Source organism: Leclercia sp. TB492 (genome assembly GCF_049974505.2).
Taxonomy (GTDB): domain Bacteria; phylum Pseudomonadota; class Gammaproteobacteria; order Enterobacterales; family Enterobacteriaceae; genus Enterobacter; species Enterobacter adecarboxylatus_C.
Genome location: NZ_CM127572.1, coordinates 3,571,066 through 3,585,410 on the forward strand (window position 1 = coordinate 3,571,066; position 14,345 = coordinate 3,585,410).

Annotated in this window: 6 protein-coding genes; 5 read left to right on the forward strand and 1 reads right to left on the reverse strand. The window is 57.9% G+C overall.

The features are described 5' to 3' along the window. Window positions 1-664 precede the first annotated feature (664 nt). The 3 genes from ACP4QI_RS16930 to ACP4QI_RS16940 are packed head-to-tail and all read left to right on the forward strand — an operon-like array spanning window position 665 to window position 9,238. Window positions 665-6,085, forward strand: a complete 5,421-nt coding sequence (locus tag ACP4QI_RS16930) for a peroxidase family protein (RefSeq protein WP_426495625.1) — start codon at window positions 665-667, stop codon at window positions 6,083-6,085. A 55-nt stretch (window positions 6,086-6,140) separates the two neighbouring features. Beyond that, a complete protein-coding gene (locus ACP4QI_RS16935; protein ID WP_426495626.1) occupies window positions 6,141-7,907 on the forward strand; it encodes a type I secretion system permease/ATPase in 1,767 nt (588 codons plus the stop codon). After that, entirely contained in the window at window positions 7,904-9,238 is a 1,335-nt protein-coding gene (locus tag ACP4QI_RS16940; RefSeq protein ID WP_426495627.1) for an HlyD family type I secretion periplasmic adaptor subunit, read from the forward strand. Before ACP4QI_RS16935 ends, ACP4QI_RS16940 begins: the two co-directional genes overlap by 4 nt. Before the next feature lie 120 nt (window positions 9,239-9,358). Here ACP4QI_RS16940 and ACP4QI_RS16945 read toward each other — a convergent pair whose 3' ends face one another. Beyond that, window positions 9,359-9,769: an ASCH domain-containing protein gene (locus tag ACP4QI_RS16945; RefSeq protein WP_426495628.1), complete on the reverse strand. Its 411-nt coding sequence runs from the start codon at window positions 9,767-9,769 to the stop codon at window positions 9,359-9,361. A gap of 106 nt (window positions 9,770-9,875) precedes the next feature. Here ACP4QI_RS16945 and ACP4QI_RS16950 point away from each other — a divergent pair, with 106 nt between their 5' ends. Together ACP4QI_RS16950 and ACP4QI_RS16955 are read left to right on the forward strand one after the other, a co-directional pair. Then, window positions 9,876-10,436, forward strand: coding sequence for a YceI family protein (locus ACP4QI_RS16950; RefSeq protein ID WP_426495629.1), 561 nt, complete (start codon window positions 9,876-9,878; stop codon window positions 10,434-10,436). A gap of 613 nt (window positions 10,437-11,049) precedes the next feature. Beyond that, window positions 11,050-13,851, forward strand: a complete 2,802-nt coding sequence (locus ACP4QI_RS16955; protein ID WP_426495630.1) for an Ig-like domain-containing protein — start codon at window positions 11,050-11,052, stop codon at window positions 13,849-13,851. The last annotated feature ends 494 nt before the right edge of the window (window positions 13,852-14,345 follow it).

Below are 14,345 nucleotides of genomic sequence, written 5' to 3' on the forward strand. Positions count from 1 at the left end.
CTGAACAATTATCAATTACAGAAACGATTAAATATTCACTGGCTATTATTAAATTTGACCAACCGTTCAAATATTCCTTCGCAGGGTAATATTGTTGTTACCGCCCCAGGAATTTAAAAAAATAAATTCGCCTGCTAAATAACTTTAACATTTCACAGAAATAGCCGGGAAAATAATTTCGAAAATATAGACAGCGTCATTCAATTTGTACAACTCTGCAAAAATGGCGTAGAAAAAATAATAACCGCGCCTCTGAGTGCTCATAAAAAAGTATTATTGTGGGAAGATAAAGACCCTTCATAGTTATCTCAATAGCGAGACAGTAACATGTGATAACACTTTTAAACATTCGTTAAGCCCCGCTAAAACCTTGTCATGCCTGTGGCCCTAACCTTTTGAATGTGTTTGCACATTCGAAGCGTCGAGTCCGTCAGTGATTTTATTTATCTCTCCACAGGAGGGATAAATAAACTTACCCAAAATTTACCCCTGCAACCCCGGTAATAACGGGGAAAGGGCACTGTCATTAACGACTTAACACGGAGCGCATTAATGCAATCACCGACCCTGGATTAATCCCGCACGACCCGGCACGTTCTTTTCGCATAATTTTTAAACAGCGAAAAGCAATGATGATAGCGATTCAAGATTGAGGTAATTAATTATGGCCGAACAATATGATTTTACTGTCACGCTGCATGACCTCGAATTTATTCTCAAGCAGATCAAGATCTCCGAATCCGCCACGAATGCCGACGGCACCGTCAACGGCGACGCGCTGCGTGATGCGGTAGGTGACCCGCTGCTCCCGTACGGCATACGTACCGTGGACGGCTCCTGGAACAACCTGTTACCGGGTCAGGAGATGTACGGTTCTGCCGACCAGACCATGCCAAGGCTGGTGCCGCTGGATCTGGAAGCCATTCAGAACAATCCAGAGCTGGCTAAATATCTGAGCACCTCCGGCCCTAACGGCGTGGTGACCGATTCCGACCCGCGCACCATCAGTAATATTATTTCCGACCAGACCGCCAATAACCCGGCGGCAGTGGATGCGGCGGAAGGACTCAAAGACGCCCCGGGGGGCGGCACCAGCGAGAACGGCAGTCTGTCCATCCCTAACCTCTCCCCGGATGTCGGGTTGTCGCCCGCCTTCAACGGCTGGATGACCTTCTTCGGCCAGTTCTTTGACCACGGTCTGGATCTGATCCCCAAAGAGGGCAACGGGATCGTGTTTATTCCGCTGATGCCTGACGATCCGCTGTACAAAGAGGGCTCCCCGACGAACTTCATGATCCTCACCCGGGCCAAAGTGGATGCCACCCATAATACGGTGAACACCACCACCCCGTGGATCGATCAGAACCAGACCTACACCTCCCATCCGTCGCACCAGATCTTCCTGCGCGAATTCACCATCATTGATGGCAAGCCTGAGCCCACCGGTAATCTGCTGGATGGCGCGCACGGGATCGCCACCTGGGGGGAGGTCAAAGCTCATGCCCTGCAGTTCCTTGGTATTCAGCTGACCGATGCGGATATTTTCAACGTGCCTCTGCTGGCGACCGACCGCTACGGCAACCTGATGTTAAGCGCCAACGGCAAGGTGCAGATTGTTACCCTCCACGGGCTGGTTGAGGCCAACGGCGGCTTGCTGCCTTCTGACACCCTGCGTACAGGCCATGCCTTCCTCGATGACATCGCCCACACCGCCGTGCCGAAAGTTGACGCCAACGGCGTCCTGCTGGCCGATGCCAACGATGTGATTGGCGGCGCACCGGAAGCCGGCACCTACGACAACGAACTGCTCGATCGCCACTTCATTACCGGTGACGGTCGCGGCAACGAGAACATCGGCTTAACCGCGGTGCACTCGGTGTTCCACGACGAACATAACCGTCTGGTGGAGCAGTACAAAGCCACCATTCTGGGCTCCGGCGATATCAGCGTGATCAACCAGTGGCTGATGCCGAACCACCAGATCACCGAGATCCCGGCGGATACCAGCACCCTGGTGTGGAACGGCGAATACCTGTTCCAGGCCGGTCGCTTCACGACCGAGATGGAATACCAGCACCTGGTATTTGAAGAGTTTGCCCGCGCCGTCCAACCGGCGGTCGACCCCTTTGTCTTCTCGAACACCGCCGACATCAACCCGGCGATCTTCGCCGAGTTCGCCCACGTGGTCTACCGCTTCGGCCACTCGATGCTCACCGAGAGCGTCGATCGTATCGGCATGGATATGGCAAGTGACGACCTCGGGCTCATTCAGGCCTTCCTTAACCCACTGGCCTTCGATAACGACGGCTCGATGGAAAGTCATGCCGCCATCGGCGCGATTGTCAGGGGGATGACCCGTCAGGTGGGGAATGAGATCGATGAGTTCCTGACCGGTGCCCTGCGCAATAACCTGGTCGGTCTGCCGCTGGATCTCGGCGCACTTAACATCGCCCGCGGCCGCGACACCTTTATGCCCACCCTCAATCAGGCCCGTGCACAGTTCTTCGAACTGACGGGCAACAGCGAATTGAAACCCTACGAGAGCTGGGCTGACTTTGCTGTTTACCTGAAAAATACCGCCTCGATCCTCAACTTTATGGCCGCCTACGGACAGCATCAGTTGATCCTGGATGCACAGACCATCGAAGGTAAACGCGCAGCGGTAGATTTCCTGCTGTTTGGTGATGCCAACGATCCACGGCGCGCCGATGCGTTTGACTTCTTCAACAGCACGGGCGCATGGGCTAACAAAGAAACGGGCCTGAACATGGTCGACTTCTGGATTGGCGGCCTGGCAGAGCGGAAAAATGAGTTCGGCGGCATGCTCGGATCCACCTTCAACTTCGTCTTTGAGACGCAGATGGAGATGCTGCAGGACGGGGACCGCTTCTACTACCTGAGCCGTACCCAGGGCCTGAACATGCTGACCCAGCTGGAGGCCAACTCCTTTGCCGCCCTGGTGATGCGTAACAGCGACCTCGGCAATGAAGGCTCCTCTCACGTGCATGCGAAACTGTTCATGACCCCGGATCATATTCTGGAAGTGAACACCGGGGTACAGATTGGCGCCGATCCTAAATGGGGTAATGCGCTGAAAGACCTGCTCACCCCGCTGGTGGTACGCAAAGCGGCCGGGGCGGACGTTGACGGCGATGGCAAGGCGGATGGCGCTTACCTGAAATACATCGGCGACGGGCACGTAGTACTGGGGGGCTCTGCCGGTAACGACACCTTAATCGGCGGTAAAGGGATCGACAGCCTGTGGGGCGACGGCGGCAACGACCGTCTCGACGGCGGCGATGAAGCCGATACCGTGCACGGCGGCGACGGGGACGACATCATCACCGACACCGGTACGCCGGTTGGCGGAGCGGACTTCCTGCACGGCGATGCCGGAAACGACGTCATCTTCTCCGGCAACGGTAACGACCTGAGCTTCGGCGGCAGCGGCCAGGACTTTATTGTGGTGGGCGAGGATGCGCAGGAGGTGTTTGGCGGTCTGGGCAATGACTTCATCATGGGTGGCTCCGGTGCCGACGCGCTGCTGGGGAACGAAGGTGATGACTGGCTTGAAGGCGGCGACGGCTTTGACTCCCTGACGGGTGAAAACTCCGAGCTGTTCTTCAACAGTACCATTGTCGGTCACGACGTGCTGAACGGTCAGGGGAACGACACTGACTACGACGGCGAAGCGGGTGATGACATCATGGTTCAGGGGGCCGGCATCCAGCGTAACAACGGGATGGCGGGCTTCGACTGGGCAATCCATAAAGGCGACGTTGTCGGCGCCAACTCTGACCTTGGTATTCCGATCTTCGTTAACCAGCAGGAGTTTATCCTGCGGGACCGCTTCGACCTGGTAGAAGGGCTGTCGGGCTGGAAATTTGACGACGTGCTCACCGGCACCGATCAGCCGCTTGGTACCGCCCCGGTTCAGGGAACGCCGCTCTCCAACAACCTCACCCTGGAAGGGGTGGCGCGGATCAACGGCCTCGATAAGGTGGTCGGCAGCAGCCTGATCAACGGCGCCGTGGATGGCGTGGTGCTGAACCCGGACAACGGCGCGGACATTATTCTCGGCGGCGGCGGCAGCGACCGCATCATGGGTAAAGCGGGGAATGACATCATTGATGGCGACGCCTGGCTGAACGTGCGGATCGAAGTGCGTGACGCACAGGGCGGGGTCATCAAGAGCGTCGACAGCATGAAAGAACTCAATGCCGACATGCTGAACCGCGTGATCAACCCGGGGCAGCTGCACATCGTGCGTGAGATCCTCAATGACGGTAACAATGGCGAAACCGACGTTGCGCTCTACCGCGACGTTAACGGTAACTACAACTTTACCCGCAACGCCGACGGCAGCCTGACGGTCAACCACGCCACCGTCTCCGCCAACCTGCCTTTAGGTGACGGCACCGACCGCCTGCTGAATATCGAAAAACTGGAGTTTGGCGACAACACCCAGCTGTGGGTGACGGCGCAAAAGGCCAGCGGCGACGTCAATATCAGCAATAAGGCGCCTGGGGTGGGCGATCTGCTGCGGGTCAGCACCGCTAACCTGGCGGATGGCAACGGCCTGGCGGACAACCTGCCGATCACCTACACCTGGCAGGCGCTGATTGGCGGCCAGTGGCTCGACCAGGCCACCGGCACCGAGTTCCGGGTGGGCAATAACCTCTTTGGGTCGCAGCTGCGGGTGACCGCCAGCTTCACCGACCGGATGGGCGATGCCGAATCTCTGGTGTCGGCGATCACTGGCACGGTAGGACCACGGGATCAACCGACTCGCGGCGTGCCGGTGGTCAGCGACCTGACGCCGACCCGCACCCTGGCTCTGACGGCTGACGTCTCGGGCATTACCGATGGCGATGGCCTGACCAACGGCAACAACTTCCGTTACCAGTGGCAGATGAGTGCCGGTCTGGGCTTCGTCAACATTGCCGGGGCCACGGCGGCCACCTTTATTCCGACCCAGGCGACGGTAGAGCGGCAGCTGCGGGTGATCGTCACCGTGACCGACGATGAGGGCAACCCGTCGGTGACCCTGACCTCAGCCCCGACCCAGCTGGTCGGTAATCTGCTGACCGGTAACAACGGGGCGAACACCCTGTTCGGGACATCCGGCAGTGACTACATCGACGGCGGCGCGGGTAACGATACCCTGCTCGGCCTGGCGGGGGACGACGTGCTGATCGGCGGGACGGGCAATGACGATCTGGACGGCGGCGAGGGTGCTGACCAGATGGCGGGCGGCGTCGGCAACGACACCTATCACGTGGATAACGCAGGCGACGTTATCACGGAGGGGGCCAACGCCGGGACCGATCTGGTCGAGGTCACCGCCGCCAGCTACGTGATGGCCGATAACCTTGAAAACCTGACCTATAGCGGAACAGGCAACTTCAACGGTACCGGCAACGCGCTGGCCAACACCATGACCGGCGGCAGAGGGAACGACACCCTGAACGGGATGGATGGCGACGATACCCTGTTCGGTCTGGCCGGGAACGACACCCTGATCGGTGGGAACGGTAACGACAGCCTTGACGGCGGCCAGGGCGCCGACGCCATGACCGGCGGACTCGGAAACGATCTCTATACCGTGGATAACGCGGGCGATACGGTGGTGGAAGGGGTCAATGGCGGGACCGATACCGTCCGGGTCAGTCTCAACACCTTTACCCTGAGCCAGGACGTCGAAGTGTTGACCTTTACCGGCAACGGTGGCTTCACCGGGACCGGTAACGCCCTGGCGAACACTATCACCGGCGGTACGGGCGTGGATCGGCTGAACGGCGCGGGCGGAAATGACACCCTCACCGGCGCAGGCGGCAACGATGTCTTTATCTTCGGCGCCTCTTTCGGGCAGGACATCATTACCGATTTCGACAGTAACGCGGCCGGGGGCCAGGACGTCATTAACCTGGCAGGCAGGGGTCTTACTGCGGGCAATTACCTTAACAGCATCTCGGTAACGGCCAATGGGACGTCGACGGTTCTGAGCTTCGCGAGTGGTGAACGAATCACCTTACTGAATACGGCGGTGAGCTCAATAACAGGAACTGATTTCCAGTTCAGTTAACTCACGACGTCAATAAATAGCAGACAGACCTCATTGATTTAATAAGGAGCACCCTATGCCGCGCCAGTATAAGTCAACAGAACTGAAAAAAGCCCTCAAGGGGACCAGGCCTGCATTTATTACCCTGCTGTTTTTTGGCAGCGTGATAAATATGCTTATGCTGGCGCCGGCAATTTATATGCTACAGGTGTACGACCGGGTTCTGGCCAGCCAGAACACCACCACCCTGCTGATGCTCACGTTACTGATTATCGGATTATATACCGTCATCGGAATGATTGAGTTCGCCCGTTCCAGCGTGATGACCCGGCTGGGCAACCGTCTCGACGTGAAGTTAAATCAGCTGGTCTTTAATGCCGCCTTTAAGCGCAAAATTGCGACGGGCGATAATAACCCGGCGCAGGCGCTGAACGAGCTGGCGCAGATCCGCCAGATCCTCTCCGGCAACAGTCTGTTTGCCCTGCTCGATATTCCCTGGACGCCCTTCTATTTATTAGTGGCGTTCCTGGTCCATCCCCTGCTGGGTTATTTGTCCCTCGGCGGGATCCTGATTTTACTCTGCCTGACGCTGCTCACGGAGCTCTCCACCAAAACGCCGATTCAACAGGCGCAGATGCTGAGCGTCAGCAGTTCCATCATCCTTAACAAGCAGCTGCAGAACTCAGACACCATCGAAGCGATGGGGATGCTCGCCACCCTGAAAAAGCACTGGCTGGAAGGCCATACCAAAGTGATGGTGATCCAGACCCATATTGCCGATAAATCGGCGGTCTACAGCAGCCTGAGCCGGTTTGTCCGCGTGCTGCTACAGTCCGTGTCGCTGGGAGCCGGTGCCCTGCTGGTGATCGCCGGTGAAATCACCCCCGGGCTGATGATTGCCGCCTCGATCATCCTCGGACGCGTGCTGAGCCCGGTGGAGCAGATCATCGGCAGCTGGAAGCAGTTTGTGCAGTTCCGCAGCAGCTGGAAGCAGCTCACCCGCCTGCTGGAAGAGTACCCGGCGCCGAAAGCGATCCTCACCCTGCCGACCCCGAAAGGCGTCATCAGCGTCGAAGCGGTGTTTGCCGCCCCTCCGGGACAGAAAGTCGCCACCCTGCGCAACGTCTCGTTCCAGCTCGAACAGGGCGAAGTGCTGGGGATCATCGGCCCTTCCGCCTCCGGCAAAAGCTCGCTGGCGAAGCTGCTGGTGGGGGTGTGGCAGCCCATGGCCGGTAAAGTGCGGCTGGATGGCGCCGACATCTGCCAGTGGGATAAAACCCTGCTCGGCCCGTCGATGGGCTATCTGCCGCAGGACGTGGAGCTGTTTGACGGCAGTATCGCCCAGAACATCGCCCGCTTTGGCGAGGCCAACAGCGAGCTTATCGTGGCCGCGGCGCAGCTGGCCGGGGTTCACGAGATGATATTGCGGCTGCCGCAGGGCTACGACACCCCGCTTGGCGCCAGCGGCCATCAGCTCTCCGGCGGGCAGCGTCAGCGCATCGGCCTGGCGCGGGCGGTGTACAACAACCCCGCTTTTATCGTCCTCGATGAGCCCAACGCCAACCTCGACGACGCCGGAGAGATGGCCCTGATCAAGGCCATCAATGCCCTGCGCGCTCAGGGGCAGACGGTGGTGCTGATTTCCCATCGTCCGACTCTGCTGGGGGTAGTGAATAAAGTGCTGCTGATTAATGAAGGTGCCGTTCAGGCCTTCGGCCCGCGGGAGCAGGTGTTTGCCAACCTGCGCCAGGCCAACATGCTGAAATCGGTCCCCGTCGCACCCGCAGCCGAAAGCCCGGCACCTGTTGAAACCCAACCATCCCCACGTGAGGCATTATCATGAACAACAAGAATAAAGGCCCTGAGATGCCAGACGCCGACCTCGTCGATATCAATATCTGGCCGCCGTTGATTCGCGGCCTGGCGGTGATCCTCATTGCCGTCGGCGGTTTCTTACTCTGGGCAGTGAAAGCGCCGCTGGATGCCGGGGTGGTGGCCGACGGCACGGTGACGGTCTCCAGCAACCGCAAAACCATCCAGCACTTAAGCGGCGGCCGGGTGACCGATATCTTTATGAAAGAAGGGGAAGCGGTGAAAAAGAACCAGGTGTTAATGCGCCTCGACACCCTGCAGCTGGATATGCGCTACAGCGCGTTAAGTGCCCAGTATATCTCCGCCAAAACCAGCGAAGACCGGCTGCTGGCAGAGCGAAACGGCGCAGAGACCATCACCTTCAGCGAAACCCTGCTCAAAAACTTCGCCAACAATAAACGCCTGACGGAGAGCCAGCAGCTCCAGGCCAAACTCTTTGAGACCCGGCGGAAAAATATTCAGGATGAGCTGTCGATGATCGACGAGTCCCTCGACGGGCTGGTCGGGCAGACGGAGAACCTCAATAAGATTAAAGGCTACCGCGAGCATCAGTTCACGCTGATCAACAGAGAGCTGGGGGCCATCCGGGCGCTGAGCGAGAAGAACTACTATCCCAAAGCCCAGCTGATGGTGCTGGAGCGTGAGGCGGCGGAGATCTCCAGCACCGTCTCGGAGGATATTCTCAACATCGCCAAACTCAAGTCGCAGCAGAACGAACTGCGGATCAAAGCGTACCAGGTGCAGCACCAGTACCAGCGGGAGGTGGAGTCCGAGTTAACGGATAAGCAAAAAGAGGTGGCGATGCTGGAGGATGAGTTACAGTCGACCCGCCACGAGCTGGATAACACCGTGATCCGCTCGCCCATCGACGGCATTGTGCTGGATGTCAAAGTCAGCACCGTGGGCGGGGTGATCCAGCCCGGGGAACACCTGATGGATATCGTGGCCGCCGGACAGCCGCTGCAAATCGACGCCAAAATTCCGGTGCAGGCCATCGATAAAATGGCCCCGGGGCTGACCGTGGACGTGATGTTCCCGGCCCTGAACCACGCCCTGCTACCGTCGGTCCCTGCCCGGGTGCTCACCGTCTCGGCAGATCGTCTGACCGACAAAGTGACCCAGCAGCCCTATTACCTGGCCGAAGTGCAGGTCTCCCCCGAGGGGGTGCGTTTGCTGCGCGATCACAAGATTAAAGCCGGGATGCCCGCCAGCGTGACCATCAAAACCGGGGAGCGCACCTTCCTGAGCTACCTGTTCAAACCGCTGATGGCCCGTCTTGAGCTGGCGTTTAAAGAGATTTGATAAGGTCACATGCCGGTGTTGCCACCGCGGTGCGGCCTTTCTGCCCGGCGGCGCTTCGCTTGCCGGGCCTACTGTTCGTAGGCCGGGTCAGGCGTAGCCGCCACCCGGCGTTGCAATACCTCACAGCACCTCAACCACCACAAACTCCTCAGCCACCAGCTCCATATCATCCGCATAAACCCCTTCCCGGGTGAAAAACGCCTTATGCTCCTCGCGCCAGTAGTCCAGACTCAAATCCCCTTCCCCCTCTTTCCGGGCAAAGGCCTCTGTCACCTCTGAGAAACGCACCAGACGCAGAGACACGATTCTGATGACGCATACCGGCGCGCCCTGCCCATTAAGAATAATATGGTAACTCCCGGGGCCAGGGGCGGCGTCATCGGCATTAAAAGAGGCCAGCGAGCAGCAGGAGGCGGTCTTTACTCCTTTGACGACCAGGGCTGCCAGTGCGTTTGCCATCTCAGGACTATCCCCGAAGGCCCATGCCTGAGCGCCCGGATATTTCTTGTTTAAGCCATCGATCAAATCCATCGTATACCCTTGTCAGCTCACATTTTAATACCTCACTGTAGCACGCCTCCTTGCCGATGCGTTTTCGCCTTTCTACGCTTATCTCACTCTATGAAAGGAAGATCATATGCTGCGCCTTCTTCTCCTGCTGGTGGTCACGCTGGTTTGCCCGCCGCTTTTTGCCGTGCCGGTCGCCCATACCATCGACACGGACAAAACCGCGATCAAGCTGTCGTGGCGCGCCTTTGGAGGTATACCGTCGTGGGCGCATCTGAAGGGGGTAACGGGAACGGTCACGCTGAACCCGGACAATGAATTTGATGACCGCATCAACGTCACCGTTCCGGTGGCGACACTACAGGCCTCTAATAACCTGCTCACCTGGCAGCTGAAAAGCGATATGTTTTTTGACGCCGCCCGCTACCCGACCATCACCTTTTCCAGCACCCGGGTGGTGAAGCTCGGCCCGGATCGCTACCGCGCTTTCGGTACGCTCACCGTCCGGGATCTCAGCCGTCCGGTGATCCTCGATGCCCGGCTCGATCGTCTGACGGGAGAAACGATCGCCCTGCATGCCACCACCGCCATCTCCCGGTCGGCCTATAAAATGGATCGCTTTGCGCTGGTGGTGGACGATCGGATCGCCATTGCCATTGAGATCCAGGCGAAGCCCTCCCCCACAGGATAATATGTCCTGCAGAAAATAGTACCTGTGTCGTAGCGCTATTTACGGATCGGCCATTTATAAAGCTAAAAAATCATGCTTTTGTATTATTCTCATTCACACCATCTGAACTAATAAACCCCACAACAAAAAATACAATCCCGAAAATAATAAATATTCATATTTCATAATACGCAGTTAATAAACATCACCCGGCAGCACTTTTATCGCGATAAATTGTGACAGACCTCAATTTCCATAACCTTTACCCAGCCATAATAAACAGGCCCAGCAGGTCGCCATCCCGCATACCATAAGGCCCTGACTCGAACCACCTCCTGCCAGGCACTTTTAATCAGACTACAAGCCCGTTATTTCTCGCTTATAATTCATTTCACCGCTTCGTCATTTGCGCTTATAGTGCTTTCTGGCTATATCATTTTTAAGCATTAATGAGACGATCGTAATATTAATAACAGGGATGGCAAACATCACGCCTGGCATGAGCCGCTTTAAAAACATTTCAGCAGGTCACTATTTCTGACAAATAGTGCCTCTTTCGGGGCGCTTAAAATCTGCTGATAACAAATGAATTTAAACACACAGCATTTCTTTCACTCTGTTGGGAGTAATACACATGAGTAAATTCACTGTCATCTCCAGACTGACGCATAAAGAAACGGTAGCCGAAGGAAACCAGATCATACTGGGCGAAGATTCCGTCGTGAAGCTTCAGGCCGGCCGGGGTGATATCGCCAGCTATTCCCGCAGCAACAGCGATCTGCTGGTCAGGATGACCAACGGCGAAACCGTGACGCTGAAAAACTACTTCGCCAACAACCACCAGCTGGTGCTGGATGAAAACGGCGCGCTGTGGTGGATTGACGATCCGCTCGCGGTTGAGCGTTATCAGTCGATCCCCTCAACCGATGCCCTGATTGCGGGCAACGTCAGTAATTCATCCGGGGATACCCCAATCTGGCCGTGGGTGCTGGGTGGCGTGGCGGCGGCAGGCGGCATTGCCCTGGCGGCTGGCGGTGGCGGCGGTGGCGGCGGCGGGGGTAGCGACCGTATCGATCCCGGCCCGGTACCGCTCGATACCACGCCACCAGCCGCCCCAACCAATCTGCGCTTCTCCTCAGACAGTACTCAGCTGCTCGGTAATGCCGAGGCCAACAGCACGGTTACCATTACCGATGCCAGCGGTAACGTGGTGGGCAAGGCGAAAACCAACGGCAATGGCGACTTTACCGTTGAGCTGGGCATTCCCTATACCAACGGCGAGACCCTGACGGCTGTCGCCAACGACAGCTCCGGCAACGTCAGCCCGTCGAATAGCATTACCGCCGCGGATACCACCGCGCCGGATACGCCGATGATTATTCTCGCGGACGATGTTGTCGGCAGCCTGACCGGCGCGCTCAACAGCGACCAGACCACCGACGATCCCCGCCCGGTCTTCAGCGGCAGCGGCGAGGCCGGGACCACCGTCACTCTTTACGACAACGGTAAGTCCATCGGCACCACGGTGGTGAACAGCGACGGCAGCTGGACCTTCACCCCCAGCGCCAATCTCGCTGACGGCTTCCACCAGTTCACCGCCACCTCCACCGACGCCGCGGGCAACATCAGCCCGGACTCGGAGGAGTTTAACCTCACTATTGACACCCTCGCCCCGAATGCGCCGGTGCTGGAAGTGACGGACGACGAGGGCACCCTTCAGGGTCTGCTCACTAACGGTGGCTTTACCGATGATAACCAACCTGAGCTTGGCGGCTCGGGCGATCCGGGCAGCACCATCGCGATCTATGACAACGGCCTGCTGGTGACGGAAGTGGTCGTCGACGACAAAGGCACCTGGAGCTACACCCCGCCAGTGGCCCTGACGGATGGGCTGCACAGCATCACCCTGACGGAGACCGATCTGGCGGGTAACCTGAGCGCCGTCTCCGCGCCGTTTGAATTTACCATCGACCGTACGCCACCGCCTGCCCCCACCGGTCTGGTGCTCAATACCGAAGGGACCCTCCTCACCGGTACGGCGGAAGCCAACTCGACCGTCACGGTCAGCAACGATCTGGGCATCACCTTAGGCACGGCAGTCGCGGATGCCAGTGGGGCGTTTTCCGTTACCCTGAACGCGGCTCAGCTTAACGGCGAGACGCTGAGCGCGGCGGCCACCGACAGAGCGGGTAACGAAGGCCCTGCGGCCGAAGTGATTGCCCGGGACGTCACCGCACCGGCAGCACCCACCGACCTTGTGGTGGCCACAACGGGCGACAGCGTGAGCGGTACAGCCGAAGCCGGGGCGCAAATCACCGTTTTAGACGCTACGGGTGCGACTCTCGGCACCGGGACCGTGGGCCTCGACGGTAAGTTTACCGCCAGCATCACTCCCAACCAGCTCAACGGTGAAGTGCTGACGGTATATGCCACCGACGCAGACCAGAACCGAAGCGAGCCAGGCCAGGCCACCGCCACGGACTCCACGCCTCCGGACGCCCCTGCGGAACTGGCGATCGCGGCTGATAACGTGACGCTCACCGGCGCTGCGGAAGTGGGCAGCACCGTGGTCCTTATGGAAGGCACCACCAAGCTCGATCAAGTGGTGGTTGGCGAATCAGGCCGCTTCTCCTTCACGATGGCCACCGCCAGGCTGAACGGTGAGCTCATGAGCCTGACCGCCACCGATCACGCGGGCAACACCAGCGATGTCAGTTCGATAGAAGCCAGGGATGTTACTCCTCCGGCCATACCGATCATTACCGACGTGAGGGATGACGTCCCCTCCACTCTCGGCACTATCGCCAGCGGGTCGCTCACCGACGACCGCACCCCGCTGATCTCCGGCACCGGTGAACTGGACACGACCATCTTTATCTACAGCCAGAATATCCAGATCGGGATGACGCAGGTCGATTCTACGGGCCATTGGTCGTTCCAGGTTCCGGCCAGTCTGACGGACGGACCTCACACCCTGACCGCAGACGCCGTTGACCGTCGCAACAATCACAGTGATAAGTCCGATATCTGGTCAATTAACGTCGACCCGGCTGCCCCGAACCCGCCGCCCGCAACGGTGGCAACCGCGGCATTCGCCCAGAGCGAGGAGCCGGTAGTCAGCACCCTGAGCGCCAGTACCACGGGCGAAACCTTGATCTATAACGTGCTCAGTGAAACCGGCGGCGACCACGTCAGCAACTTCTCGCTGACGGCGGGAGATAAAATCGACATCAGCGAACTGCTGGTGGGCTGGAACGGCGATCGCGCCACGCTGGGGGATTATATCCAGGTCAGCAGCAGTGATGGCAACACGGTGATCGGCATCGACCGGGACGGGGTCGGCACCGGTTATACGCCAGCGACCCTGGTGACGCTGGATGACGTTCAGACCACCTGGGAGGAGCTGGTAAACCAGAACCACATCATTACCGGTTAGCCAGGCACGGCCTTTGACCTTGTAGGCCCGGCAAGCGTAGCGCCGCCGGGCAATCAGACCGCACGCCTGCAACATCGCCGGGTGGCGGCTACGCCTTACCCGGCCTACAACGTCAAAATACCTGAAATAACCCCAAACTTAATGCCATTAATATTGTGACCTTCCCGCCATAATATTTTTTCTACCAAATACCATTATTGCCTTAACTTAAACGATGCTCTAAATAGCAGATGATTTTAATAATGCAAACCAGCATATTAATATTAAAAATCAGCAAGAAATATATCATATTCAATATCTCTTTTACTGTGACTTAATTATTTACACAGCTCCGCTAAAATATAAATCCGCCCGTTTTGCACATCCAGATTATTCCTAACCCATTAAATTAACGCTAAAATAAACGCCTGTACCCCGCGCTTCACCACCCCTGCCAGCCCGCACCCCGCCTGGACCCACGAACAACACCCGTACAGAAATAACCTCTTCAACAA